Here is a 23,881-nt window from a genome sequence, read left to right as displayed (position 1 = left end):
GTCAGTCGTCCTCCGGAAGCCGCGCGGCCGCGACCGCGACCGCGAGCGCGTGGCCGTCGGTGTGGCTGAGCGAGATGCGGATCCGCTCCCCCGACCTCGCCCGCGCGGTCAGCTCCCCGCTCAGCTGTACGGCCGGCGGATGCCCGTCCAGGCAGGCCGCCGACTGCTCGCACGCGGGCGTGGGCCGGGGCAGCACCTCGACCGAGCCCAGAAGCTCGGCGGTCGGCGGCAGGTCCAGCAGCCGCAGGACCGCGTACTTGCCGGCGAGGCGCCCGGCCCAGTGCTGCAGCGTCCGGCCGGCTCCCGACCTGACCCGTTCCGCCGGGGTGTAGACGGCTTCCAGCGCCATCGCCCCGACCAGGTCCTGCGGCCTGGTGAAGCCGCCGAATCGGACGAGCGCGCTGCCCCACCGGTTCACGCCGCCACCTCCCTGGCCAGCCGGCGCAGCGTGCTGGGCTCGGCCATGCTGAGGCAGCGGGCGCCGGAGCGGCGCGAGAGCCCGGCCAGCACCTTGCTGTCGCCGACCTCGACGCTCGGGCCGAGCGCGTCGACCACGGCCACGGTGCGCGTCCACAGGACCCGCCCGGTGAGCTGACCGACCAGCGCCCGCCTGATGACGTCCAGGTCGGTGGTGGGTTCCGCGGTGACGTTGGGCACCACCGGCACGGACGGCGGGCGCATCGCGGCCACCTCGACCGCGGCGCTCCACTCGGGCACGGCCGGGTCCATGAGCGGCGAGTGGAAGGCGTTGCCCACCGCCAGCTCCACAATCTTGCTGGCCGAGGTGGCCAGCTTGGCCAGGCGGTCGAGCGCGCCCATGGCGCCGGAGACCACCACGTGGCCGGGCGCGTTCTCCAGCCCGACGACGAGCGGCTCGTCCGGTCCGGCCGCCCACCCGACCATCTCCTCGACCTGCTCGACCTCAAGGCCCATCACCGCCTGCATGCCGCCGATGACGTTCACCCGCGACATCAGCCGGGCCCGCAGCTCCACGAGCCGGGCGGTCTCGGCCAGGTCCAGGACGCCGGCGGCGTAGAGCGCGCTCAGCTCGCCGACGCTGTGCCCGGCGACCACGTGCGGCTGGAATCCCTCGTCCTCCAGTACGGCGTGCGTGGCCAGGTTGCAGGCGGTGACGGCGATCTGGGCGTGCTCGGTGGAGACCAGCCGGTCCAGCGGCCCGCGCGTGCAGATGGGCGAGATCGGCCGGGACAGCCGCTCGTCGAACTCGTCGAGCACTCTCCTGGCCACCGGGTTGCGCCGCAGCCACGCGCCCATGCCGACGCGGACCGTGCCCTGCCCGGGGAAGAGGTAGCCGACCATGATCTGCTCCTTAGAGGCGGCGCCGGGGCCGCCGCTCCGGCTCTGCGGGCTGCTCCGTGCCGAGGAAGCCCAGCAGGAGTTTGCTGACCGTTTCTGGGGCGTCGAGCGGGATGTAGTGGCCGGCGTCCTCGACGCGCTCGTAGCGCCAGGGGCCCTTGACGAACTTGCCGGAGTTGGCCATGCCCTCCTCCAGCAGCGCCTTGTCCTCCGTCGACCAGATGCCGAGCGTCGGGGCGTAGATGGGCGGGAAGGGCCGCTGGTGACGCAGTTCGGCCTCAGGCGAGCGGTTGGCGCGGTACCAGTTCAGGCCCGCGGTCAGCGCGCCCGGCCTGGCCATGTCGCGCAGGTGCCGGTCGTAGTCGCCCTCGCGGCCCATGATCTCTTTCCACAGCCGCCAGCCGTTGCGCTTGAGCAGTTCCTCGGCGGCCGGCGACTGGTAGAAGAGCATGTACCAGGAGGCCGCGCGCTGCTCCAGGGTCGGGTAGGAGAAGACGCCCGGGTGCCCGACCGACAGCACCGCCAGGTGGTCGATGCGGCGCGGCATCAGGAACGCGTACATCCAGGCGATCGCGGCGCCCCAGTCGTGGCCGACCACGTGCGGCCGCTTGATGCCGAGCTGGATCGTCATGGCGACGATGTCGTTGACGATCGTCTGCATCGTGTAGGCCTCGATCTCCTGCGGCTTGCTGGAGTCCCCGAAGCCCCGCAGATCCGGCGCGATCACCCGGAAGCCGCCCTCGACGAGCGCGGGGATCTGGTGCCGCCACAGGTAGGAGGAGTCGGGGAAGCCGTGCAGCAGGATGACGGTCTCGCCCTCCCCCTCGTCCACGTAGGCGATGTCCACGTCGTTGACGTGGATGAGCTTCTTCTCGGTCATGCGGACTCCCTGAACAACCGCTCGGCGAAGAACTCGCTGAAACCGAACTCGGGCACTTCCTCGGGGGCGACCATGTTGAGCAACCCGGTCACCTGCGCGGCGAAGTTCTTCGCCATCAGCTTGCGGACCCTGCGCCGCCGCTCGACGGCGGCCGGACCGAACTCCACGTGCAGCCGGCTGATGATCTGGGCGCCGAAGTCCAGCCGCGACAGCCGGAACTCGCGCTCCTTCACGTACGGCTCGAAGACCGGCGGCGACCAGTCGTCGGAGTCCAGGAGGATCTCGCACACGGTCCTGGAGTCCCGCATGGCACACGACAGTCCGGTGCCGAGCACGGTGTCGGCGTTGCCCGCCTCGTCGCCGATGAGCACGACGCCCTCGGTCAGCGGCGGGCCCTCCGGCACGCTGGAGACCGACGGCCACACCGACAGCGGGCCCGCCTGACGCGACTCCACGACGGCACGGCCACGGTCGGGCAGGCACTCCAGCTCGAAGGCCTTGAGGAAACGGTCCATGGCTCCGGGGCCCCGGTACTTGCGGCTGTCCTTGGTGCCGAAGTTGAGGTAGAGGCGGGCGCGGCCGTACCCCTGAGGGAAGACCATGAACATGACGTCGCCCTCGGTGCCCATCGCCTGGACGTCGGCGGGCCAGTCGTCGAGGCCCTCGACCATCACCCCGCCGCCCCAGTGGTGCATGTGGTTGCTCATGGTGATGCCGACCTGGCGGCCGACGGTGCAGCCGCGGCCGGTGGCGCCGAGCACGATCCTGGGCCGGATCTCCTCGCGGCGGCCCTCGGAGTTCAGGTAGGTGACCGACGGGCGGGGGCCGGCGGTCACCTCGATCTTGCCCGCGTCCATGATCAGCGTGGCGCCGCTGTCGGCGGCCTGGGCCGCCATGAGCTCGCAGACCTGGTGGTGCGGGAACGAGTACGGCCCGCCGATCCCCGGGATGAACCGGGTCATGTCCACGGCCTCGACCTCATGCGGGTCGACCGCCTCGTCCCAGGTCATCCACTCGCGGATCTCCCAGGCGCCGCCCGCCCCGAAGCAGTCGTAGACGCCCAGGCGCTGGGCCTCCCTGATGCCCCACGGGGCCAGCCACTCGCCGCGGACCAGGTCGTTGTAGCTCTCCTGCTTCTCCAGCAACACGACGGAGAGCCCTCCGGCGGCCAGCTTGCACGCCGCCGACGCTCCCGCGATGCCACCGCCGACGATGACGACGTCGGTCATGACTCCCACCTCTCCCAAAACGTGCGTTCCTTGGCGCTGACGCGATCGGCCGGGCGGAAGTCGGTGCCCACCGTGTAGGCGACCGGGATCATGCACACCTGCGTGACGCCGGACGGGATGCCGAGCAGCTCGCCGACCGGCCCTTCGTGGGCCACGTGCAGGCAGGTGATCGTGCTGCCGAGCCCTCTGCTGCGCAGCGCGAGCTGGAAGGACCAGATGGCGGGGAAGATCGACCCGTAGAAGATGCTGGCCCGCATGGAGCCGTGGGTGGAGCGGTGGCCGGGGTCGTCGTCCTCTTTGGTCGCCATCCGCCGGCGCCACGCCTCGTCGATGGCCGAGATGTCCGGCGGCCGCCCCAGCACGCAGGGGATGACCAGGACCGGTACCCGGGCGATCGCCTCGGCCAGCGCCTGCGCCGATTCGTAGTTCTTGCGCGCCTGCCGGTCGGTACGCCGCCGGCCGGCGTTGGTCCACATGTCCATGCGGTGGAACTGCCACGACAACGAGGTCAGCTCGGCGATGCGGTTCTTGACGCCGTCGTCGGTGACCACCATCCACCGCCAGTTCTGGTGGTTGTTGGCGCTGGGGGCCTGGATGGCGATCTCCAGCGCCTCCTCCACCACCTCGCGCGGCACCGGCCTGTCGAGGTCCAGGCGGCGGCGTACCGACCGGGTGGTGGTCAGCAGGCGGTCGGTCTCGGTCACGTCGAACGGAAGGCCGGCCATGATCTCCACCGGGGCGGTCATATCGCCCCCAGGAGCACGGCGCCGTGTACCGATCCCGGCGACTCCGACAACACCAGCGCCCGCGCGACCGGCGCACCGAGCTCCGGTTCGGTCACGAACCCGCCCTGCTCTTCCGGGGTGCCCGCGTGCGCCGGGGCGATTCCGTCGCGGATCGCCAGAGCGCCGAGCGCGAGGTTGAGCGCGCCCGAGGCCGCCTGGCAGTCGCCCGCCAGCCCGATGCTCGTGGTCAGCGCCGCGTGCGGCAGCGCCGTACGCACCGCCGCCGCCTCACCCGCGCCACCGGTTCCCAGCACCAGCGCGGGCTCCGTGCCACGCAGCCGCTCCAGACCGCGGGTGAGCGCGGGCTCGGCGCCGTGCAACCGGTCGATGCCTCGGGTGAGCTCGGGGTCGCCCGGCAGGTGGCTGGTGCCGAGGATCTTGGCGTACGGCGTGCCGTCCCGCCCGGCGCAGTGGTCGGCGGACTCGACCACGAAGGCCACCGCCCCCGACCCCTTCACCGGCTCGCCCGGCGGCCGGGCCGTACCGTAGGCGGCTTCGTCGGCGGCGACCACGAGCACGACCTCCGCCTTGCCCGCTCTGATCATCTCGACCGCGCAGTCCAGCGCGATCGAGGCGGAGGCGGCGCCGTTGCAGATCGTGGTGGTCGGCCCGCGCAGCCCGAGCGTCTGGCAGACCGCGCCTCCGGTGGCGTTGAGCACCACGTTGGAGAAGCTCAGCACGGCCGGCTTGTTGGGGTTGAGCGCGATGCTCTCGTCGAAGCCGCCGGTGCTCTCCGCCGATCCGGCGCCGGTCGCGAAGACCAGGCCGACGTCGTCGAGCTCCTTCCTGGGCAGTTTGAGTCCCGAGTCCTCCCAGGCCAGCCGGGAGGCGGCGATGGCCATGCGGGAGAGCTGGTTCATGTGCCGCCACAGCGAGCGCGGCGCGAACGTGCGGCCTTCGAGCGTCGGCGCCTCGCCCGTGGCCTCGCGACCGGTCAGGATGGCGGCGCTGAGCTCGGCGATGCCGGTGGCGGAGCCGATGGCGGGGCCGAGGCCGGTGATGACGGCCTCGCGGTGCGGGAACTCCTCGTACTCGCGTGGCGGCTGGGGGGTGGTCAGCACCAGCGAGACGTTGTTGCCGCCGAAGGCGTAGTTGTTGGAGACGACGGTGTCGATGGGCATGGGCCTGGCCGTGTTGGGCACGAAGTCCAGGTCGCGCGGCTCGGCGTCGTCGTCGAAGCCGATCGTGGGCGGCGCGACGCCGTGGCGCAGCGCCAGCACACTGGCCACCGCCTCGACGGCGCCGGCGGCGCCGAGCGTGTGGCCGACGTACGACTTGATGCTGCTGGTCGGGACCCGTCCGGCGCGCTCGCCGAACACGACCCGCATGACCTTGGCCTCCATCGCGTCGTTGGCGGGGGTGCCGGTGCCGTGGCCGCTGACGTAACCCACGTCGGCGGTGGTGAGGCCGGCGTCGGCCAGGGCCCGCCGGACGGCGCTGGCGCCGCCCCGGCCGGTGGGGTCGGGCGCGGTCGCGTGGTAGGCGTCGGCCGACAGCCCGTAGCCGGCGACCTCGGCCAGCGGCGTCGCGCCCCTGGCCAGGGCCAGGTCGAGCGGCTCCAGCAGAAGGAAGGCGGCGCCCTCGCCCAGGTTGAGCCCGTCGGAGTGGCTGTAGGGGCGGCAGGGTCCCGTGCTGAGGGCCTGGAGGCCGGCGAAGCCCGCGTACGTGCCGAAGAGCAGCGGGTCGACGCCGCCCGCGAGCACGACGTCGGCCTCGCCGGTGAGGATCTTGTCCTTGGCGAGGCCGACGGCGTTGCCGCCGGCCGCGCACGCCGTGGAGACGAGGATGCGGGGGCCGCCCAGGCCGAGGCGCTCGGCGACCACGTCCTGGGTGCGGTGCATGGGCTGGTAGAGCCCGGCCGCGTCGGGGGTCGCCTGGCACTTGCCGAGGATGATCCCGAACCGGTCCTGGTCGAACCCGCTCAGACCCGCCTGCTCGACCGCCTGCCTGGCGGCGATGAGCGCCAGCTGGGCGGTGCGGTCCAGGTCGGCGTCGGAGCCGGTGAGCTGACTGGTGATCCACGCGTCCGGGACCTGGCCGGCGTACCTGGCCTCGAACACCGCGTAAGCCTCGTCCTCGACCGGGGCGAGACCGCCCTGGCCAGCGAGGAGCCGCTGCCAGAACTCGGCCGGGTCGCGCCCGGCGGCGCAGATGATCCCCAGACCGGTGACGACGATGGGCCGCAGCGCCATTGCCTTCTCCTTCAGATGATCGGGATGCTCCAGCTCTTGGGCACGATGTACGGGCTGGTGAGCGTGGTGACGTCGGAACCGGCGACGGTGAACTCCAGACCGGCGGCGGCCAGGTCGGCGTCCACCCTGACCAGGCCGAGCGTGGTGCCCAGGCCGACGCTGTGCACGGCGTGCACGACCTCGCCGACGTCCTCGCCGCCCGCGTACACGCGGGTGCCGGGGGTCGGCACGCCCTCGCCGCCGACGAAGCCGACGGTGCGGCGGCCGGCGCCGGACTCGAACGCCTCGAGCACGGCGTCCTTGCCCACGAACGCGTCCTTGGTGACGTCGACCAGCCAGTTGGCGCCGATCTCGATCACGTTCGCGCCGCCGGTGACCTCGTGGCGCGGGATCGGCTGGCGTACCTCCAGCATGGCCAGCTCCAGGGCGTCCTGGCCGGCCGCCTGGGCGTGCTCCAGCGACTGGGTCCACAGCTCGCCCACGGCGGCCTTGGGCACGAGCATCTGGTAGCCGTACTCGCCGGTGAAGCCGGTGCGGGCGAAGATGATCTCGGAGTCGTTCCAGGTGGTGTCGACGACCGACTCGAACGGCAGCGCGGCCAGCTCGCCGTCGATCAGGCGGCCGACGACGCCCCAGGCGTACGGGCCCTCCAGGCCGAGGACGGTCAGGTCGTCGCGCTCGGTGATCTCGACGCCCTCGTCGTTGTGGGTGCGCAGGTGCTCCAGCAGCCGCGCGCCGGCGCCCGCCGAGCTCTCCAGCAGGATGCCGTCCTCCCGGCCGAAGGCCAGGACCTGGTCGACGACCTGCCCGGACTCGTCCAGGACCAGGCTCATCATGCAGCGCTCGGAGGTGAGGTACTCCACGTCGCGGGCCAGCACCCGCTGCGCGAAGTCGATCGCCTCGGCTCCGGTGACCTCGATCAGCAGGTGGGCGCTCAGGTCGAGGATCGCGGCGCGCTCCCTCAGCACCTTGTACTCGGCCGACAGCGCGTCGGGCGCGGCGGAGAAGCGCCGCGGCAGGGAGGCGTCGCCCACGTCGCCGTAGACGGTGTCCTCCGGATGAAGGTTCGCGAGGACGCTAGCCATTCTTCACACCTTTCGGGTCTGCGATCGTGAGGTTTCCTTCGGCGGCGATCTGGCCGTCGACCCGGGCCGAGACCTTGTACTCGGCGAAGCCCCTGCCGCCCGCGGTCCGCTCGGCGCTCAGCACGAGCTGGTCGCCGGGCACCACGGGACGGCGGAAGCGCATCGACCGGACTCCGGCCAGGTAGCTGATCTCGCTCGCGCCGGCCAGCGCGAAGACCACGCCGGCGAGCTGGGCCAGCGACTCGATGATCACGATGCCGGGCAGGACCGCCTCGTTCGGGAAGTGGCCCTGGAACCACAGCTCGGTGCCGGCCACGTTCTTGGTGGCGCTGCCCTTGACGCCCGGCTCGACCCGGGTGACCCGGTCGAGCAGGAGCATGGGCCAGCGGTGCGGGAGCACGGCCCGGATCTGGTCGTGGCCGAGGCCGGTCAGGACCGGCGGCGCCGTCGTCGCGGTCATGACGCCCGCAGCGCGGGGTTGACCTCGTCGGCCAGGCGGGAGACCGATCCGAAGACGGCCATCTCGCTGTCGTAGAGGGCAACGCCGAACTCGGCCTCGATGGCCACGTAGAGCTCCAGCACATCCAGGCTGTCGAGCTCCAGGCCGCGGCCGAACAGCGGCTGGTCGTCGGTGATCCAGTCGGGCTCGATCTCCAGGTCGAGCCGGGAGACGATCATCTTCTTGATCTGGGTGCAGGTCTGCTGGCGCTCGGCGGCCTTCGCGCGAAGCTCGTCGATGGTCATCTGTCCTCCTAGTAGTGACCGGGGTCAGCCGAGGCCGCCGCCGTGGGCGACGATCACGGAGCCGGAGATGTACGACGCCTTGTCCGAGGCGAGGAAGCTGACGATCGACGCGATCTCCTCCGGGCGGCCCATGCGGCCCAGGCGGATGCGGGACTCGTACTGCTTCCTGATGTCCGTGGGCACCTTGCGGGTCATGTCGGTGGACACGAAGCCGGGGGCGACCACGTTGGCCCTGATCCCGTGGGGCGCGGCCTCGTTCGACAGGGCCGAGGTGAAGGCGATGATCGCGCCTTTCGATGCCACGTAGTTGGTCTGGCCGGGGAAGCCTCCGTCGAGCCCGCTCGTGGAGGAGATCGTCACGATGGAGCCGCGCTTGTGGTTGCGCATCAGGCGCAGCGCCTCGCGGCAGGCCAGGAAGGTTCCGACGACGTTGACGTCGAGCGGGGTGCGGAACTGCTCCTGGCTCATCGTGATGAGGTAGCGGTCGAGGGTGAGGCCGGCGCTGGTCACGAGGACGTCGAGGCGGCCGTGGTCGGCACGGATGCCGCGGAACATCTCCCGCACGGCGTCCTCGTCGGCGACGTCCGCCTGCACGGCCTCGGCGCTGCCGCCCTCCTCCTGGATGAGCGCCACGACCTCTTTGGCGTCCCGCTCCGACCTGGCGTAGTTGACGATGACATGAGCGCCTTCTCTGGCCAGATCGAGCGCGACCGCCCGGCCGATTCCGCGTGAGGCGCCCGTCACCAGGGCCACTGAGCCTTCGGCAAAGAGCATCTTCGTTCTCCAGGAATTCGACTGCACATTATCTGGATCTTCACTCAACAAGTTACTAAAGGGCGATATCACGCCTGTATCATTCAGTTATTAGTGCATTGACTGGGGAAATTGGATATATCACCCTTGCATCATGGACGAGCTCGACGTAGAAGTTTTGGTCGTCGGCGGCGGCCCGGTCGGCCTGTCCGCCTCCATTGAGCTCTCGCGCCACGGAATATCGACGCTGCTCGTCGAGAAACACGCGGGCACCTCGATATTCCCGAAGGCCAGACTCATCACCACCAGGACGATGGAGATCTTCCGCGCCTGGGGAATCGTGGCGGACGTCGAACGCGCCGGAATGCCGCGCGAGGAGTTCCTCGCCGTGGGCGTCGGCAGCTCGCTGTCCTCCGACGACTTCATCCGCTCCGCGGCCGCGATCGAGCGCGACGCGCCGCAGAGCCCCACCTACGCCTACCTGTGCTCGCAGGACCACCTGGAGGTGATCCTGCGCCGGCTGGCGGAATCGATGCCGTCCGCCCAGGTCAGCTATGGCGCGACGATGACCGGGCTGCGCGGGGCCGGCGACGGCGTCGAGGCGGTCGTCGAAGACGGGCGGGGCCGTACGCTGGTGCGCGCCCGCTACGCCGTGGCCGCCGACGGCGCCAGGAGCGGCGTCAGGGAGCAGCTCGGCATCGAGGTCGAGGGCCCGCCCACGCTCGGCCACATGATCAGCATCATGTTCGAGGCCGACCTGAGCTTCCTGCCGTCCGAGCGCCGGGCCGCGCTGTCGTTCCTGCGCAACCCGCCGTGCGCGGTCGAGGCCGTGGACGGCGGCAGGCGCTGGATGGTGCAGACCGGCTACGAACCCGAGGAGGGCGGCAGCCCCGCCGACTTCACCCCGCAGGTCTGCCTCGACGCGGTACGCGGCGCCGTCGGCGTGCCCGGCCTGCCGGTGGACATCCTGGGCGTCATGCCCTGGCTGCAGCAGGCCAAGGTGGCGACCACCTTCCAGAAGGGCCGCGTCTTTCTCGCCGGGGACGCCGCGCACGTGGCCACGCCGCAGGGCGGGTTCGGCATGAACTGCGGCATCCAGGACGCGCACAACCTGGCCTGGAAGCTCGCCGCCGTGCTCCACGGTACGGCGGGGCCGTACCTGCTGGACACCTACACCGCGGAGCGGCGCCCGATCGCGGCCAGGACCGTGGACGAGAGCCTGAACAACGCGCTGATCACCTTCCACATGATGGAAGGGCACCTGTCGATGACCGAGGCGATCGAGCAGCAGGCGGGCCGGCGCAGCTCGGAGGGCCTGGTCCTGGGCTTCCACTACGAGTCGGCGGCCGTGGTCGCCGACGGCACGCCCGCCCCCGGACCCGAGGACCCCTACCGCACCTACGTCCCCGCCGCCCGCCCCGGCCACCGCGCCCCGCACGCCTGGCTGACCGGCGAGGACGGCAGAATCTCCACGCTCGACCTGTTCGGGCCCGGGTTCACGCTGCTGACGCCGGCCGGGAGCGGCTGGCTGCAGGCGGCGAAGGAGGCGGCCGAGTCGAGCGGTGTGGTGATCGCGGCGGTCGAGATCTCCGCCGACGGGTCCGGCGGGCTGACCTCGCCGACCTGGGCCGGGGAGTACGGCCTGGAGGAGAGCGGGGCGGTGCTGATCCGCCCCGACGGTCACGTGGGGTGGCGTTCGTGCACCGGGCAACCCTCGCAGGCGGAACTGCTGGAGGCGCTGGACACGATCCTGGCACGGTCGTGATGGGCCAGGTCACGGTGCGGCTGAGCCGCATCGTGACGGGCCGGATCAAGACGTGCGGGATCGTGACGCACAGGATCGTGACGGGCCGGATCATGGCGGGCCGGATCGTGACGCACAGGATCGTGACGGGCCGGATCGTGGCGTACGGGATCGTGACGGGCCGTCGGATCGTGGCGGGCTGCTGGGTCGAGGCGCACAGGGTCGTGGTGGGGGCGTGAGCGGGTGCGCATCTTGGCCGCGGCGAGGCGCAGCGACAGCGGGCTGCCCGAGGTCGCGGCCAGGACCCGTCCGCGGGCCGTGCCCACCAGCAGGTCGGCCAGCCGCCGGGCGTCGGTCGCGGGCAGCGGCCGGACGAACTCGCGGTGCGCCCCCTGCCTGGCCACCAGGTCGTCCAGCGGGTCCGTGCTGATCACGACGACCCGGCAGTGCGCGCCACCGGGCAGCAGCGGCACGACCTGTTCGGCGTCGGTGACGTTGTCCAGCACCACCAGCAGCCTGCGCCGCGCGGTCCAGGACCGGTACAGCGCCAGCTTCTCGTCGGCGTCGAGGGGCAGGTCGGCGGCGGGCACGCCGAGCGCGCGCAGGAACCGCTCGACCACGGTCTCCGGCTTGGCCCCCGCCATGTCGGCGAACAGCTGCCCGTCGGGGAACCAGTCGATCCGCTCGTGCGCCCACCGCAGCACCAAGGCGGTCTTGCCCATGCCCGCCGGCCCGCTGACCACGGTCGTGGCCGGTGCCGCCGCCTGGTCGTGGCTCAGGGCCGCGTCCAGGGCCGCCAACTCCCGCTCCCTGCCGACGAACGGCAGGATCTGCGGCGGCAGCTGCGACGGGACCACCTGCGCGGGCGCCGGGACGCGCGGCACCGGACGCATGAGCGCGACCTCGTCCCTGAGGATCTGGTCGTGCAGGCGGCGCAGCGCGGGTCCGGGCTCCAGGCCGATCTGCTCCAGCAGGTAGCGGCGCGTCTCCTGGTAGGTGCGCAGCGCGTCGGCCCGCCGTCCCGCGCGGTACTGGGCCAGCATCAGCTGGGCGCGCACCCGCTCGCGGAAGGGCGACTCGTTCGCCAGGGCCAGCAGGTCGGGGATCACCTGGTGGTGGCGGCCGAGCTCGATCTCCAGCTCCAGGCAGGCCTCCATGGCCTCCAGCCTCGACTCCTCCATCCTGGCGACGTCGTAGCGCAGGCCCCTGATGTCCTCGAACGGGTTGCCCCGCCACAGCGACAGCGCCTCGCGCAGCAGCTTGACCGCCGCCTCGCGCTCGCCGTCGGACGCCGTCGCGCGCGCCCGCGCCACCAGCGCGCCGAAGCGCAGCCAGTCGATGCTGTCCGGCTCGGCGCGCAGCATGTAGCCGGGGCTGGACGTCTCGATCACACCCGCCCCCAGCGTACGGCGCAGCCGCGAGACGCAGATGGCGATCTGCCGCCACGCGCTGGCCGGGGCGGAGCCCGCCCACACCGTCTCCACCAGGCGGTCCACGCTGACCACCCGGTTGGCGTTGAGCAGCAGGCTGGCCAGGATCGCCAGCTCCCTGTTCGCGCTCATGTGCAGCTCGGCGCCGTCCTTGGCGACTTTGAGCGGGCCGAGGACGCCGAACTCGAAGGGCCGGCTCATGCCGGGTACCGCTCTAACTCGTCGGCCGCTCTGGTCGTGCCGCCAGCTTCGCGGATCTCCCGTGCCATGGCGGCGGTGGCCTGCCGTACCCGGTCATCGGAGACGACCGCGAGCACGTCGGCGACCAGGCGCTCCGGCGTCAGCTCGGCGGGGTCGACGACGCGGCCGAGGCCGAGTTCGGCGACGCGGCGGGCGGGCGGGCCGTCGATGGCGGTGGCCGGGACGATGACCGTGGGGCGGCCCCAGTACAGGGCCTCCATGGCGGTGCCCATGCCGCCGTGGGTGACGGCCACGTCGGCGTGCCGCAGCACGCTCATGTGCGAGACCCAGCGGCGGACCTCGACGTTGGCGGGCAACGGCCCCAGGTCGACGGCTTCCGGCACGGTCACCACGGTGTGCCAGGGCAGGTCGCCGAAGGCCCGCACGCAGGTGCGGAACAGGTCGGGACGGCTGCTGGCCACGGTGCCGAAGGTGAGCAGCGCGATCGGGCGGCCGTCGCCGGGCGGCGTCCAGTCCGACAGGAAGTTCCGCTCGCCCAGGCAGGGCCCGACGAAGGCGAAGCGCTCGTCGAAGGTCTCCCCGGCGAACTGGAAGGAGCGCGGCAGGTTGACCAGGCTGAAGTCCTGCACCTGCCACCACAGGTCGGCCGGCGGCACGTCCACGCCGTGGTCGTGCGCGAGCGAGGCGGTCCTGGCCAGCATGTCGTCCACCCAGCCGGGCAGCGCGCCGCCGGCGCCGCCGTCGCCGTAGATGGAGGAAAGGTAGGAGAAATGTTCGTTCGACGCGAAAACCGGAATGAGTTGTACGGCCGGCCGCCCCCACTTACGCGCCAGAATCCGCCCGGCGTGCAGAACGGAGATGTCATACACCACCACGTCGGCCTTTTCAGATCCAACGCTTTCCAGCATGACCCGGCTCTCGTCGAGAAACAGCGAGATGAGCCCGAGCGGATCGTCTTCGAGCCGACGCAGATCGGCCTTGTGATAAATGGAGTCGTAGCCGATGACGGTGGCGCCCGCGGCGCGGACGACGTCGGCCATGCTTTCACCGGTGACGTAGGTGACCCGGTTTCCCCGGCGCACCAATTCGGCGACCACGGCCAAGTTCGGAATCACGTGGCCATGATCGGGCTGACACATGAAGAGGTAATGCCGTGCCATACGCACAAAGCTAGTGAGGACGGGGCATAACGTGTCACCCCTAACCCCGTGATAGGGGTACCGCCGGTACGGGGCCCGGTGATTACGTTGAGTCATGGCCACTCGTGTCTGGGACTACCTGCCGGAATACGACGTCGAACGGGACGATCTGATCGACGCCGTCGAGACCGTGTTCCAATCCGGCCAGCTCGTGCTCGGCGAGAGCGTGCGCGCCTTCGAGGCCGAGTTCGCCGCCTACCACGGCGCGCGCCACTGCACCGGAGTCGACAACGGCACCAACGCGCTCAAGCTCGGCCTCCAGGCTCTGGGGGTCGGCAGGGGCGACGAGGTGATCACCGTGTCCAACACGGCGGCGCCGACCGTCGTCGCCATCGACGGCGTGGGCGCGACCCCGGTCTTCACCGACGTGCACCGCGACACCTACCTCATGGACGTCGAGCAGGTCGAGGCGGCCATCACGCCGCGCACCCGCTGCCTGCTGCCCGTCCACCTGTACGGCCAGTGCGTCGACATGGCTCCGCTGGAGCGCCTGGCCGAGGCGTACGACCTGGTGATCCTGGAGGACTGCGCCCAGGCGCACGGCGCCAGGCACCACGGCCGTGTGGCCGGCTCGATGGGCCGGGCCGCGGCGTTCTCCTTCTACCCGACCAAGGTGCTCGGCGCCTACGGCGACGGCGGCGCGACGATCACCTCCGACGACGTCGTGGACGCCAGCCTGCGCAGGCTGCGCTACTACGGCATGGAGCAGACCTACTACGTGGTGCGGACACCGGGCCACAACTCCCGGCTGGACGAGGTGCAGGCGGAGATCCTGCGCCGGAAGCTCACCCGCCTCGACGCCTACCTCGCCGGCCGCCGCGCGGTCGCCGAACGCTACGAGCGGGCCCTGGGCGACACCGAGCTGGTGCTGCCCGCGACCGCCGAGGGCAACGAGCACGTCTACTACGTGTACGTGGTGCGCCACCCCCGGCGCGACGAGATCATCGAGGCGCTGCGCGCCTACGACATCCACCTCAACATCTCCTACCCGTGGCCGGTCCACACGATGACCGGCTTCGCCCACCTCGGCTACCGTCCCGGCAGCCTGCCGGTGACCGAGGAGCTGGCCGGGCAGATCTTCTCGCTGCCCATGTACCCGTCGCTCCCGGTCGAGGTGCAGGAGAAGGTCATCGCCGCCCTGCGCGAGGTGCTCTAGACCCCACCTCTAGATCACCACTCGGGAAGCAGTCCGAGCGCGGCCGCCTCACCCAGCGTGGGGGCGGCCGCGTCGCGTTCCGACAGGACCGGCGCCGGCTCGGCGGGCAGGCCGAGGGCGAGGTCGGTGTCGAAGACCGACAGCGTGAGCTCGTTCTCCTTGCGGTACTCCGCCGACAGCAGGTAGCACACCACCGAGTCGTCCTCCAGCGCGGCGAAGGCGTGCCCCACGCCCGGCGGGAAGTAGACGGCGCGCCCGTTGGCGAGGCTCAGCTCCGCCGCCTCCCACCGCCCGAACGTCGGCGAACCCACCCTGAGGTCCACCGCGTAGTCCAGCACCCGCCCCGCCGCGCAGTACACGTACTTGGCCGTGCCCGGCGGGATGAGCGTGTAGTGGATGCCGCGCACCACACCGCGCCGGGAGACGTTCCTGCTGGCCTGCGCGACCGGGAAGAGCGCCTTCCCGGTCGCGGCGATGAAGGCCCCCTCCTGGTACGGCGAGGCGAACGACCCGCGCTCGTCGGGGAAGACCGCAGGGGTGAACTCGAAGGCGCCGGCGACGGCGAGTTCGCGATGGCGCATCACACGACGTGGACGTCGGGGACGTACAGGATCCACCGGCCGCCGGACTCGCGGAAGCCCGTCTCCTTGGCCATGATCTCCTCGGCGTGGTTCCAGGCGAGCAGCAGCGCGTAGTCGGGGTAGGGGTCGCGGAAGGCCTCGGGCCCGAGCACGGGGATGTGCGAGCCGGGCGTGAGCCGTCCTTGCTTGGCCGGGGTGGTGTCGCTGACGAAGGTGAGCAACTCCGGGCCGATGCCGCAGTAGTTGAGCACGGTGGCGCTCTTGGCGGTGGCGCCGTAGCCGTAGATCGTGGCGCCCTGGGCGCGCAGCCCCTTCAGCAGCGCCGTGAGCCGGTCGCGGTTGCCCTCGACGGTGGCGGCGAAGCGGTCGAGCGCGGACAGCCGGGTGAGGCCGGCCTCGTCCTCCTCGGCCAGCATCGCGGCGACCGCGGGAGCGGGCGTCCTGGCTCCGGTCCTGGCGAGCGTGTAGCGCACCTCGCCGCCGTGCACGGGCAGGCGCTCGACGTCCACGAGCTCGAAGCCGTGGCGGGCGGCCATCCGGCTCACCGAGCCTGCGGAGAAGAAGTAGAAGTGCTCGTCGTAGATCTGGTCGAAGGAGGAGCGGGCCACGATGTCGGCCAGGTAGGGGTCCTCGAAGACGAAGACGCCGTCCACCTTCAGCAGCGTGTCGACGCCGCTGAGGATGGAGTCCATGTAGGGGATGTGGCACAGGGTGTTGGCCGCGTAGATCACGTCGGCGGGGCCGTCCTCCGCGCGTACGCGGGCGGCGGTCCCGGCCTCGAAGAAGTCCTTGGTCACGCGCACGCCCTTGGCGGCGGCCAGGTCGGCCACGCCGCCGGACGGCTCGACGCCGAGGTGCCTGACCCCGGCGTCGGCGACGACCTCCAGCATGGTGCCGTCGTTGCAGCCGAGCTCGACGACGAACGGGTCATCGCCGCTCAGCTCGGTGGTCAGCAGCCGCTTGGCCAGCGTGTGGAAGTGCTCGCGCATGACCGAGGAGCCGGAGGAGACGTAGGGGTAGCCCTCGTGGAACATGCGCTCCCTCGGCACCTCTTCGAGCAGCTGCACCATCGTGCAGCTCTCGCAGACGCCGACCGCGAGCCGGAAGAAGAACTCCTCGCGTGGGTCACCGGGTTCGACGAAGGCGTCGGAGATCGGCTGCCGGCCGAAGTCCGCGAACTCGCGGAGCCGGCCGGAACAGATGCGGCACGCCATACGATCCTCCTGAAGATTGCCGTCAGCGGCGGTACCTCACCCACACGTCACCGGTCTGCACGTAGCCGGTGAGCCGCACGACGACCGCGGCCTGGGTGGGCGAGACGATGGGCCTGTTGTGGACGGCGCCGAGGAGCCGGCGGGTCACCGCGTCGTCCTGCACCCACCAGTCGTAGGGGGCGACGATGACGACGTCGCCGAACCACGAGGTGATCTGCACGTCGACGGTCACCTCACGGTAGGCGCACTCGGCCCTGGTGAAGTCGACGCGCACGGTGCCGAACCTGTGTGCCTTGGTCGTGATGAGCGGCGGCACCACCCAGCGCCCGTCCTGGCGGATCTTGCCGCTGCGCGTGTGCAGCTCCAGCACGTCACCGGGGTGGGCGGCGGGCAACGGAGCGGCCACCACGGTGGCGGGAAGCAGCGCCGTGGGCGGCGGGCCGCTCTGGGGTAAGTCCTCGACGACCTCGTCCAGCTCACGGAGCGTACGCGCGCCGTAGGTGCGGTCCAGGCGCTCGTTCAGCTCTTCGAGGTCGATGCGTCCCTCGCTGACCGCGACTCTCAGCATTTCCGCAATTCTGTCGCGATCCTGGTCACTGGCTCGGATTTCCGGACGATCGGTCATGGCGTCCACCCTAAGAGCGTATGAATGGCCGGTCCCAGAGATAACCCCTATTTTCCATCACCGAAAAGCAGGGGTTGAGGTGTTATGAGGGCTCATGCGAGCTTCGGCGGTAAAGGCCTGTTGTTAGGAGACCGCCATTCTTGACGTCAGGAGCTGGTTCGAGGAAGTCGCCGAGCACACCGCGATGGCGGTGGAGCGGCTTCCTCTGGAAGAGCTGGGCGGATGGCGCCGGTGTGAGAGCACCGGGAACATCAGCCACAACAGCGGCAAGTTCTTCACCGTCCAGGGGCTCGACGTGCGCTTTCCCGGCAGCCCCGTGGACGCCTGGACCCAGCCGATCATCAACCAGCCCGAGGTGGGCATCCTCGGCATCCTCGTCAAACGCGTGAACGGCGTGCCGCATCTGCTGATGCAGGCCAAGAACGAGCCCGGCAACCACGACGGCCCCCAGGTCTCGCCCACCGTGCAGGCCACCAGGAGCAACTACACCCGCGTGCACCAGGGGCGGCCGGTGCCGTACCTGGAACACTTCCGCGAGCCGAGCGGGCGGGTGCTGGCGGACGTGCGCCAGTCGGAGCAGGGCGCCTGGTTCTACCGCAAGCGCAACAGGAACATGGTCGTGGAGACCGCAGCGGACGTCGAGGTGCTCGACGGGTTCCGGTGGCTGCCGCTGGGACGGGTCCACGAGATGCTGGCCGTGCCCGACCTGGTGAACATGGACGCGCGCACCGTACTGGCCTGCATGCCGGCGCTGGAGACGCCGCTCCCGCGCGAGGACGGCTTCCGCGCGGCGTTGATCCGCTCCCGCGACCCGCGCCAGAGCGCCGTGCACGGGATCGACGAGGTGCTGAGCTGGCTCAGCGGCATCCGCTCGACCGTCGACATCAGCACCGAGCCCATCCCGCTCAACCGGCTGCGGCAATGGCGCCGCGACGACGGGCGGATCTCGCACGACAGCGGCCGCTTCTTCGACATCATCGGCGTGCGCGTCTCCTCCAGCGGGCGCGAGGTGAGCGGCTGGACACAGCCGATGATCGAGCCGGTGGGCACCGGCGTCATCGCCTTCCTCGTGCGCCAGATCGGCGGCGTCCTGCACGCGCTGGTCCACGCGCGCGTCGAGCCCGGCTACACCGACGTGGTGGAACTGGCGCCGACCGTGCAGTGCGTGCCGGAGAACTACGACCACCTGCCGCCCGCCGCCCGCCCGCTGTTCCTGGACGAGGTGCTGGGCGCCGCGCCCGGCCGCATCCGCTTCGACACGGTGCTCTCGGAGGAGGGCGGGCGCTTCTACCACGCCAGGAACCGCTACCTGATCGTGGAGACCGGCGACGACCTGGCCCCCGGCCACCCCGACTTCCGCTGGCTGGCCATGCACCAGGTCGTGGAACTGCTGCGGCACAGCTACTACCTCAACGTCCAGGCCCGCACGCTGAGCGCCTGCCTCGACAGTCTCAGCGCAGCCGCTCGATGACCTTGCCGAAGTCCTCCATGGCCGCCTCGGTCACGGTGAAGTAGGCGAAGCCGTACCTCTCGCTGTCGCGCAGGACCTGCTCGGCGAGCTGCGCGGGCGTGCCCACCAGCAGCGTCGGGACCTCCAGGAGCTGCTCGGCCGTGAGGTCGGGCGCGTAGCGGCGCAGGCTCTCCAGGCCCGCGCGGCGCTCGCGCGTGAGCACGGTGGCCTTGGGCAACAGGTTCAGCTCGGGCTCGCGACCGCCCGCCTCGGCCCTGACGAAGGCCACGCGCTCGGCGAGCGCGTCCGCGTCCACGAGCGCGGTCCTGCCGTATTCGGCCCGGTACGGCGCGCCGGTGAAGCTGACCGTCTGGGCGCGCTGGGCGGCCAGGCGCAGGATGCGGTCGCCGTGCCCCCCGATCATCAAGGGCGGCGCCGACTCCCCCAGCGCCGCGTCGAGCTCCTTGACCAGGCTCTCCAGCCGGTCGGCGCGGGAGGACGCGGTGCCGAACGGGATGCCCGCCTTCTCGAACTCGGCCTTCACGTAGCCGGTGCCGAGGCCGAGCTCCAGCCGGTCGCCGAGGAGCTGGGCGGTGGTGGCCACGTCCCTGGCGAGCAGCGCGGGCAGGTAGAAGCTGGAGTTGAGCACGTACGTGCCGATCCTCGGGCGCGTGGTGGCCTCGGCGGCCAGCACGGCGCAGGGGAAGGGCGCCAGCAGGTTCAGGTGGTCGGGGACGGCGACGACGTCGTAGCCGAGCGCTTCCGCCCGCCGGCACTTGTCCATCCACTCGGTCCTGGAGCAGCCTTCGGTGATGAGCACCACGCCGAATCTGATCATGTCATCCCGATCCTCGCGATCGCGGTGACGATCAGGCCGTTGCGGATCAGCCACCGCCCCTGCCACCGCAGGCCTTCCGCCATGATGTGGGCCGAGAACGTGCCGCCGAACGGGTCCACGTCGATCTCGGCGTCGTAGAAGCCCAGCCACCGGTTCGTCATCGGGAACCAGGCCTTGTAGACGGACTCCTTGGCGCTGAACAGCAGCCGGTCCCAGCAGGGCCCGGGGCTGGCCGCCGCCAGCCGGCGCAGCATGTCGCGCTCGTGCGGCAGCGAGACCGCCTCGATCACGTCGTCGCCCACCGGGGCGTCGGGCTCGGCGTCGATGCCGAGCATGGCGGGCTTCCTGGTGAGCGCGGCGGCCCGGTAGCCGGTGCAGTGCGTGATGCTTCCGGCGATGCCGGGCGGCCAGGTCGGCTCGCCCCGCGGGCCGCGCAGCACGGCCACCGGCGCCATCCCCAGCTTCCCCATGGCCCGCCGGACGCAGTAGCGCGCGGTCGCGAACTCGCGTCGGCGCTTCTCCACCGCCCGCCCGATCAGTGCCTCCTCCTCGGGAAAGAGCACGGTGCCGGGAGGATCGTCGAAGGTCTCGAAGGCCTCGACCTCCGGGGGGAGGATGTCCTCGATCACCCAGCCAACTTACCCATGCGAGGCAATTCTCCAATAGGGCGGCAAAGATGATTCCGGGGCCGGTTCGCGGAATTAGGGGTCGGTCCTATAGGGGCGACGGTGTGCGAGTTAACCCGGAATTTGACCGCTTTTTGAGCGGCATTCGCTATCAAGGAGGATGCGCTATACGCGGTTGGGGCGGGCGGGACCGGCCGTGTCCCGCATGGGGCTCGGCTCCCTGGCCCTGGCCGGCGCCTACGGCCACGCCGACCAGCACGAGGCGGCCGGCCTGATCCGCCGCGCGCTCGACGCCGGTGTGACCCTCGTCGACACCGCCGACTTCTACGCCGCCGGCCAGGTCGAACGCGTGGTCGGCCGGGCCGTCGCCGGACGCGGGCACGAGGTCGTCGTCTGCACCAGGGGCGGCGCCCGCGTCCTCGGCAGGACGATCGACTTCGACGGCAGGCCCGAATACCTGGAGCGCGCCTGCGAGTCCTCGCTGAAGCGCCTGGACGTCGAGAGCGTCGGCGTCTACTTCCTGCACTGCCAGGACCCCCGCGTGCCGATCGAGGAGAGCATGGGCGCGCTGGCCGCGCTCGTGGCCGCGGGGAAGATCCGCCACATCGGCCTGTCGGGCGCGACGGCCGCGCAACTGCGCCGGGCGCACGCCGTCCATCCCGTGACGGCGCTGGCGGTGGAGTTCTCCCTGTGGGTACGGCGGGCCAACGCCGCCCTCCTGGCCGAGGCGGAACGGCTGGGCGTGGGCGTGCTCGCCGCCCGCCCGCTGGGCCGGGGCTTCCTCACCGGCCGGATCGGATCCGCCGCCGTGCTCGGACCCCACGACTGGCGTCACGGCGACGCCCGTTTCCTGCCCGAGCGCGACGTGCCCGCGCTGCGCCGCCTGGAGGCCGCGGCGGCCGAGCTCGACCTGGGCGCCGGACGGCTGGCGCTGGGCTGGCTGCTGGCCCAGGACGCGCGGGTGGTGCCGGTGCCCAGCACCCGCGACCAGGTGCACCTGGAGATGAACCTGGCCGCCACCACGGTCGCGCTGGGCCGCGAGACCCGCGACGAGCTGACCGGGATCTTCCCCGACTACTCGCCCTCGCTCCTGCTCTGAGGCGCGAGCAGCGAGGCCGCGACGGCCTTGTTGACGGCGTCGATCCGCGAGACCGCGTTGAGCTTGACGAAGATGTTGCGCATGTGGCGCTTCACGGTGGCCTCGGCCAGGCCGAGCCGGCGGGCGATCTGGGCGTTGCTGAGCGCCTGGGCGGCCAGTTGCAGGACCTCCAGCTCCTTCTCGCTCAGCCCGCCGGAGGGCGGCGCCGACTCCACGTGCGCCAGGCTGTGGCGGGAGACCGCGAGCACCACCCTGGACGGGTCCTCGTGCACGCTCTTGACCGCCGCGATCAGCTCGTGCCGGTGCACACTCTTGAGCAGGTAGCCGCGGATGCCGGCGGCCAGCAGCCGGGTGAGCAGTTGCGGCCCGTCGTACATGCTGAGGATGATGATCTGGGTCTCGGGTGAGATCCTGCGTACCTTGCCGACGGTCTCGGTGACCTCGTCGCCGGGGATCTCGACGTCGAGCAGGAGCACGTCCGGTTTCGTGGCGCCGACCATGGCGACGGCGCCCGCCGAGTCGCCGGCCTCGCCGACGATGCCGATGTCGCCGCCGGCCTCCAGGATCTCGCGCAGCCCCTCCCTGAAGAGGGCGTGGTCGTCCACGATGCCGACGGAGATCAGCGCGTTACCCGGGGTCGTGGTCATCGTGCCGCTTCTTCAGTGGGATGAACACCTCCACGAGGCACCCGCTGCCGGGGGCGCTGGAGATCGTGACCCGGCCGCCGAGCAGTTCGGTGCGCTCGCGCATGGAGCTCAGCCCGACGCCGCCCTTGCCGCGCACCACGGCCGGGTCGAAGCCCCTGCCGTTGTCCTGCACGGTGGCGACGAGCTCGTGAGGGGCGATGTCCACGCGCATGAGGATCATCGTGGGCGCGGCATGGTTGATGGCGTTGCGGGCGGCCTCCCTGACGACCAGGAAGGCCTCGTCGAGGACCCGGGCGTCGGCCCAGCCCTCGTCGCCGTTGACGTGGAGCCCGACGGAGACCGTGTCGTCCTCGACCGACTCCAGGAAACCGAGCAGCGCCTTCTCCAGGCTCTTCAGCGGCACCTGGGGGTGCAGCTCCGAGGTCATCTGGCGCAGGTTCTCCATCGTCTCCTGGATGGCCTGCTGGGCGACGCCCATCTTGGTGGAGGCGCGGGCGGCGTTGGTGACCCGGTAGACCTCGGCCAGCGCGAGCTGCTGGTGCGCGACGCTGATGCCGTGGCCGATCCGGTCGTGTAACTCCCTGGCGATCCGTCGGCGCTCGTCCTCCTGCGCCTCGTGGACCTGGTTGAGCAGGAAGCCGTGGTAGCTCTCCGACGCCTCGCGGATGCGCAGCGACAGGCTCTCCTCCATGCCGGTGGCCACCAGCGTGAATGCCTCGGCCGGCGATTCCGATTCCGCGGCGACCTGAAGGGCGAGTCGTGTCATCGCGACACGAAAGAAAAGTGAGCCTGCCTCAAGAGAAGCTTTCGGGTGTACGCCGGTGGCGGCACGGCGGCTGCCCACTTCCCACGCATGGAATTTATACAGGTTGTTAATCTGCACCTTTCCTGCACGGAGAGTAGCCGCCACATCGTCCAGGACGTAACGCGCGGTCATTAGGGCCTGTCGCTTGGCCTGCGGATCCGTGTACAGAACGTTGCCGGCGGCGAGCAGGGCGGCCTCGAATTCGACGAGGATTTCTTCCCGACATGCGTCAACGATTCGCGCCGGGTCGCCCCCAACCCCGTATGCCGCATCCAAGGATGTCCCTTCCGCCCATGGGACCGAGCACTCAACTATCTCGCAGCCCGGCCATCCTGGCAACATATAACGTCAAATGCCAGATATCAGCGCGGTAATGTGAACCAGGTGTTGTGTGGCCATGAACGCGCGGTACGGCCGGCGTTGTTCGCGGCGGCTTCCCCCGCCCAAGCGCACCCGCCCCGCGCCGGCCACGACCACCGCGACCGCCCCGGCGGCCATCGCCACGACCACCCAGGCCAGCTCGACCCCCAGCAGCACGACCACCGCGAACAACGCCACGACCAGCACAGATGCCGCCACCGACATGAACCACCTGCAGGCCCGCTCACCCCTGGTCACCACGACCGTGCGCCGCCCCGCCGCGGCGTCCCCCTCGCGGTCGGACAGATCCTTGGCCGGCACGCCGACGAGCGTCATCCAGTAGACGGAGGCGGCGGCGAACACCAGCAGCCCGATAGGGGTGGCGACGGCCCGCCCCCCTGCGGCGAGCGTGAAACCCCCCAGGTATGACAGCAGCCCGGACAGCACCAGCACCGCCACGGTGCCGCCGGAACTGCCCTTGAGCGGCACCGGCGGGCCGGAGTAGAGGTAGCCCAGCACCAGGTTGGCCCCCACGATCAGCGTCATCGGGCCCGGCAGGTCGAGCGTGACGGCCAGCGACAGCACCGCCGCCACACCCGCCACGAACAGCGCCGACCCCGGATCCAGCGCCCCTCGGGCGATCGGCCTGGCCGATCCGTTGACGCGGTCTCCCGCCACGTCGGTGACCCCGTTGAACAGGTAGATGGCGAAGATCGACAGGACCCACGCCGCGACGCCCTGCAGCACCTTGATCGGCTCTGGAGCCACCGCCGTCACCGGCAGGGCCAGCACCACTCCGGTGAGGAAGCGCATCGCGGACACGGTGAGGACGGCGGGCCTGGCCTCGGCCACGCACATCACCAGCATCGAAGGGATCGAACCTGTCGCGTTCCTTGACGCGGTTACTCCAGCCATGGCCGG

Annotated in this window: 24 protein-coding genes; 4 read left to right on the top strand and 20 right to left on the bottom strand. The window is 71.0% G+C overall.

Translation table 11 applies throughout. From position 1 onward, the window contains the following. Position 1: 1 nt before the first annotated feature. From ACIBHY_RS34180 to fabG, 10 genes are read right to left on the bottom strand one after another with little or no spacing between them, the layout of a single operon-like run. Positions 2-418: a phosphopantetheinyl transferase gene (locus ACIBHY_RS34180; RefSeq protein ID WP_397252693.1), complete on the bottom strand. Its 417-nt coding sequence runs from the start codon at positions 416-418 to the stop codon at positions 2-4. Next, a complete protein-coding gene (locus ACIBHY_RS34175; RefSeq protein WP_397252694.1) occupies positions 415-1,320 on the bottom strand; it encodes an ACP S-malonyltransferase in 906 nt (301 codons plus the stop codon). The genes ACIBHY_RS34180 and ACIBHY_RS34175 overlap by 4 nt, the downstream gene beginning before the upstream one ends. A gap of 10 nt (positions 1,321-1,330) precedes the next feature. Continuing rightward, on the bottom strand, positions 1,331-2,197 hold the full coding sequence (locus tag ACIBHY_RS34170) for an alpha/beta fold hydrolase (RefSeq protein WP_397252695.1): 867 nt from the start codon (positions 2,195-2,197) through the stop codon (positions 1,331-1,333). Continuing rightward, the gene (locus tag ACIBHY_RS34165; protein WP_397107209.1) at positions 2,194-3,426 is read right to left on the bottom strand and encodes an NAD(P)/FAD-dependent oxidoreductase; all 1,233 of its coding nucleotides are present in this window, start codon (positions 3,424-3,426) and stop codon (positions 2,194-2,196) included. The genes ACIBHY_RS34170 and ACIBHY_RS34165 overlap by 4 nt, the downstream gene beginning before the upstream one ends. Beyond that, positions 3,423-4,172 (bottom strand): nitroreductase family protein, encoded by a 750-nt coding sequence (locus ACIBHY_RS34160; RefSeq protein WP_397252696.1) that lies wholly within the window; start codon positions 4,170-4,172, stop codon positions 3,423-3,425. Before ACIBHY_RS34160 ends, ACIBHY_RS34165 begins: the two co-directional genes overlap by 4 nt. Then, positions 4,169-6,403, bottom strand: a complete 2,235-nt coding sequence (locus ACIBHY_RS34155) for a beta-ketoacyl synthase N-terminal-like domain-containing protein (RefSeq protein WP_397252697.1) — start codon at positions 6,401-6,403, stop codon at positions 4,169-4,171. Before ACIBHY_RS34155 ends, ACIBHY_RS34160 begins: the two co-directional genes overlap by 4 nt. 11 nt (positions 6,404-6,414) lie before the next feature. Next, positions 6,415-7,488: an aminomethyltransferase family protein gene (locus ACIBHY_RS34150; RefSeq protein WP_397252698.1), complete on the bottom strand. Its 1,074-nt coding sequence runs from the start codon at positions 7,486-7,488 to the stop codon at positions 6,415-6,417. Continuing rightward, positions 7,481-7,948, bottom strand: coding sequence for a 3-hydroxyacyl-ACP dehydratase FabZ (gene fabZ, locus ACIBHY_RS34145; RefSeq protein ID WP_184971230.1), 468 nt, complete (start codon positions 7,946-7,948; stop codon positions 7,481-7,483). The genes ACIBHY_RS34150 and fabZ overlap by 8 nt, the downstream gene beginning before the upstream one ends. Next, positions 7,945-8,232 (bottom strand): acyl carrier protein, encoded by a 288-nt coding sequence (locus ACIBHY_RS34140; RefSeq protein WP_157251764.1) that lies wholly within the window; start codon positions 8,230-8,232, stop codon positions 7,945-7,947. Before ACIBHY_RS34140 ends, fabZ begins: the two co-directional genes overlap by 4 nt. 24 nt (positions 8,233-8,256) lie before the next feature. Beyond that, positions 8,257-9,006: a 3-oxoacyl-ACP reductase FabG gene (fabG, locus tag ACIBHY_RS34135; protein ID WP_379611855.1), complete on the bottom strand. Its 750-nt coding sequence runs from the start codon at positions 9,004-9,006 to the stop codon at positions 8,257-8,259. A 133-nt stretch (positions 9,007-9,139) separates the two neighbouring features. On the opposite strand from fabG, the gene ACIBHY_RS34130 reads away from it, so the two are divergent. After that, positions 9,140-10,750, top strand: a complete 1,611-nt coding sequence (locus ACIBHY_RS34130; RefSeq protein WP_397308844.1) for an FAD-dependent monooxygenase — start codon at positions 9,140-9,142, stop codon at positions 10,748-10,750. On the opposite strand, the gene ACIBHY_RS34125 is transcribed toward ACIBHY_RS34130, so the two are convergent. Next, positions 10,666-12,360: a BTAD domain-containing putative transcriptional regulator gene (locus ACIBHY_RS34125; protein ID WP_397308843.1), complete on the bottom strand. Its 1,695-nt coding sequence runs from the start codon at positions 12,358-12,360 to the stop codon at positions 10,666-10,668. The genes ACIBHY_RS34130 and ACIBHY_RS34125 overlap by 85 nt on opposite strands. After that, complete coding sequence (locus ACIBHY_RS34120) at positions 12,357-13,499, bottom strand: macrolide family glycosyltransferase (RefSeq protein ID WP_397308908.1); 1,143 nt, start codon at positions 13,497-13,499, stop codon at positions 12,357-12,359. The genes ACIBHY_RS34125 and ACIBHY_RS34120 overlap by 4 nt, the downstream gene beginning before the upstream one ends. Before the next feature lie 115 nt (positions 13,500-13,614). On the opposite strand from ACIBHY_RS34120, the gene ACIBHY_RS34115 reads away from it, so the two are divergent. After that, positions 13,615-14,715, top strand: coding sequence for a DegT/DnrJ/EryC1/StrS family aminotransferase (locus tag ACIBHY_RS34115; RefSeq protein WP_397308842.1), 1,101 nt, complete (start codon positions 13,615-13,617; stop codon positions 14,713-14,715). A 14-nt stretch (positions 14,716-14,729) separates the two neighbouring features. Here the strand turns inward: ACIBHY_RS34115 and ACIBHY_RS34110 are convergent, their stop codons facing one another. Genes ACIBHY_RS34110 through ACIBHY_RS34100 form a run of 3 tightly spaced genes read right to left on the bottom strand, consistent with a single transcriptional unit; the run spans position 14,730 to position 17,135 of the window. After that, complete coding sequence (locus ACIBHY_RS34110) at positions 14,730-15,296, bottom strand: dTDP-4-dehydrorhamnose 3,5-epimerase family protein (protein WP_397308841.1); 567 nt, start codon at positions 15,294-15,296, stop codon at positions 14,730-14,732. Further along, positions 15,296-16,510 carry a methyltransferase domain-containing protein gene (locus ACIBHY_RS34105; RefSeq protein WP_397252704.1) on the bottom strand — a complete coding sequence of 405 codons (1,215 nt, stop codon included), beginning with the start codon at positions 16,508-16,510 and terminating at the stop codon, positions 15,296-15,298. Before ACIBHY_RS34105 ends, ACIBHY_RS34110 begins: the two co-directional genes overlap by 1 nt. A 22-nt stretch (positions 16,511-16,532) precedes the next feature. Beyond that, positions 16,533-17,135: a DUF1707 domain-containing protein gene (locus ACIBHY_RS34100; RefSeq protein ID WP_397252705.1), complete on the bottom strand. Its 603-nt coding sequence runs from the start codon at positions 17,133-17,135 to the stop codon at positions 16,533-16,535. Positions 17,136-17,271: 136 nt separating this feature from the next. On the opposite strand from ACIBHY_RS34100, the gene ACIBHY_RS34095 reads away from it, so the two are divergent. Further along, complete coding sequence (locus ACIBHY_RS34095) at positions 17,272-18,606, top strand: NDP-hexose 2,3-dehydratase family protein (protein WP_397308907.1); 1,335 nt, start codon at positions 17,272-17,274, stop codon at positions 18,604-18,606. Here the strand turns inward: ACIBHY_RS34095 and ACIBHY_RS34090 are convergent. Together ACIBHY_RS34090 and ACIBHY_RS34085 are read right to left on the bottom strand one after the other, a co-directional pair. After that, entirely contained in the window at positions 18,587-19,423 is an 837-nt protein-coding gene (locus ACIBHY_RS34090) for a TIGR03621 family F420-dependent LLM class oxidoreductase (RefSeq protein WP_397252706.1), read from the bottom strand. The genes ACIBHY_RS34095 and ACIBHY_RS34090 overlap by 20 nt on opposite strands. Then, positions 19,420-20,052, bottom strand: coding sequence for a 4'-phosphopantetheinyl transferase (locus tag ACIBHY_RS34085; protein ID WP_397107189.1), 633 nt, complete (start codon positions 20,050-20,052; stop codon positions 19,420-19,422). The genes ACIBHY_RS34090 and ACIBHY_RS34085 overlap by 4 nt, the downstream gene beginning before the upstream one ends. A gap of 157 nt (positions 20,053-20,209) precedes the next feature. On the opposite strand from ACIBHY_RS34085, the gene ACIBHY_RS34080 reads away from it, so the two are divergent. Further along, positions 20,210-21,148, top strand: a complete 939-nt coding sequence (locus ACIBHY_RS34080) for an aldo/keto reductase (RefSeq protein ID WP_397252707.1) — start codon at positions 20,210-20,212, stop codon at positions 21,146-21,148. On the opposite strand, the gene ACIBHY_RS34075 is transcribed toward ACIBHY_RS34080, so the two are convergent. The 3 genes from ACIBHY_RS34075 to ACIBHY_RS34065 all read right to left on the bottom strand — a co-directional run bounded on the left by ACIBHY_RS34075 (position 21,124) and on the right by ACIBHY_RS34065 (position 23,827). Next, positions 21,124-21,795 (bottom strand): response regulator, encoded by a 672-nt coding sequence (locus tag ACIBHY_RS34075; RefSeq protein WP_379611867.1) that lies wholly within the window; start codon positions 21,793-21,795, stop codon positions 21,124-21,126. The genes ACIBHY_RS34080 and ACIBHY_RS34075 overlap by 25 nt on opposite strands. Beyond that, the gene (locus tag ACIBHY_RS34070) at positions 21,776-22,561 is read right to left on the bottom strand and encodes a sensor histidine kinase (RefSeq protein ID WP_397252708.1); all 786 of its coding nucleotides are present in this window, start codon (positions 22,559-22,561) and stop codon (positions 21,776-21,778) included. The genes ACIBHY_RS34075 and ACIBHY_RS34070 overlap by 20 nt, the downstream gene beginning before the upstream one ends. Before the next feature lie 387 nt (positions 22,562-22,948). Continuing rightward, complete coding sequence (locus tag ACIBHY_RS34065; protein WP_397252709.1) at positions 22,949-23,827, bottom strand: UbiA family prenyltransferase; 879 nt, start codon at positions 23,825-23,827, stop codon at positions 22,949-22,951. Positions 23,828-23,881 lie beyond the last annotated feature (54 nt).

Source organism: Nonomuraea sp. NPDC050547 (genome assembly GCF_044457345.1).
Classification (GTDB): Bacteria; Actinomycetota; Actinomycetes; order Streptosporangiales; family Streptosporangiaceae; genus Nonomuraea.
This window is presented reverse-complemented; position numbering and strand designations above follow the sequence as displayed.

Excerpts from the sequence above, each read along its gene's own strand:
- ACIBHY_RS34175 (WP_397252694.1), bottom strand. The coding sequence starts at position 1,320 with ATGGTCGGCTACCTCTTCCCCGGGCAGGGCACGGTCCGCGTCGGCATG.
- ACIBHY_RS34170 (WP_397252695.1), bottom strand. The coding sequence starts at position 2,197 with ATGACCGAGAAGAAGCTCATCCACGTCAACGACGTGGACATCGCCTAC.
- ACIBHY_RS34165 (WP_397107209.1), bottom strand. The coding sequence starts at position 3,426 with ATGACCGACGTCGTCATCGTCGGCGGTGGCATCGCGGGAGCGTCGGCG.
- ACIBHY_RS34160 (WP_397252696.1), bottom strand. The coding sequence starts at position 4,172 with ATGACCGCCCCGGTGGAGATCATGGCCGGCCTTCCGTTCGACGTGACC.
- ACIBHY_RS34155 (WP_397252697.1), bottom strand. The coding sequence starts at position 6,403 with ATGGCGCTGCGGCCCATCGTCGTCACCGGTCTGGGGATCATCTGCGCC.
- ACIBHY_RS34150 (WP_397252698.1), bottom strand. The coding sequence starts at position 7,488 with ATGGCTAGCGTCCTCGCGAACCTTCATCCGGAGGACACCGTCTACGGC.
- fabZ (WP_184971230.1), bottom strand. The coding sequence starts at position 7,948 with ATGACCGCGACGACGGCGCCGCCGGTCCTGACCGGCCTCGGCCACGAC.
- ACIBHY_RS34140 (WP_157251764.1), bottom strand. The coding sequence starts at position 8,232 with ATGACCATCGACGAGCTTCGCGCGAAGGCCGCCGAGCGCCAGCAGACC.
- fabG (WP_379611855.1), bottom strand. The coding sequence starts at position 9,006 with ATGCTCTTTGCCGAAGGCTCAGTGGCCCTGGTGACGGGCGCCTCACGC.
- ACIBHY_RS34130 (WP_397308844.1), top strand. The coding sequence starts at position 9,140 with ATGGACGAGCTCGACGTAGAAGTTTTGGTCGTCGGCGGCGGCCCGGTC.
- ACIBHY_RS34125 (WP_397308843.1), bottom strand. The coding sequence starts at position 12,360 with ATGAGCCGGCCCTTCGAGTTCGGCGTCCTCGGCCCGCTCAAAGTCGCC.
- ACIBHY_RS34120 (WP_397308908.1), bottom strand. The coding sequence starts at position 13,499 with ATGTGTCAGCCCGATCATGGCCACGTGATTCCGAACTTGGCCGTGGTC.
- ACIBHY_RS34115 (WP_397308842.1), top strand. The coding sequence starts at position 13,615 with ATGGCCACTCGTGTCTGGGACTACCTGCCGGAATACGACGTCGAACGG.
- ACIBHY_RS34110 (WP_397308841.1), bottom strand. The coding sequence starts at position 15,296 with ATGCGCCATCGCGAACTCGCCGTCGCCGGCGCCTTCGAGTTCACCCCT.
- ACIBHY_RS34105 (WP_397252704.1), bottom strand. The coding sequence starts at position 16,510 with ATGGCGTGCCGCATCTGTTCCGGCCGGCTCCGCGAGTTCGCGGACTTC.
- ACIBHY_RS34100 (WP_397252705.1), bottom strand. The coding sequence starts at position 17,135 with ATGACCGATCGTCCGGAAATCCGAGCCAGTGACCAGGATCGCGACAGA.
- ACIBHY_RS34090 (WP_397252706.1), bottom strand. The coding sequence starts at position 19,423 with ATGATCAGATTCGGCGTGGTGCTCATCACCGAAGGCTGCTCCAGGACC.
- ACIBHY_RS34080 (WP_397252707.1), top strand. The coding sequence starts at position 20,210 with ATGCGCTATACGCGGTTGGGGCGGGCGGGACCGGCCGTGTCCCGCATG.
- ACIBHY_RS34075 (WP_379611867.1), bottom strand. The coding sequence starts at position 21,795 with ATGACCACGACCCCGGGTAACGCGCTGATCTCCGTCGGCATCGTGGAC.
- ACIBHY_RS34070 (WP_397252708.1), bottom strand. The coding sequence starts at position 22,561 with ATGACACGACTCGCCCTTCAGGTCGCCGCGGAATCGGAATCGCCGGCC.
- ACIBHY_RS34065 (WP_397252709.1), bottom strand. The coding sequence starts at position 23,827 with ATGCTGGTGATGTGCGTGGCCGAGGCCAGGCCCGCCGTCCTCACCGTG.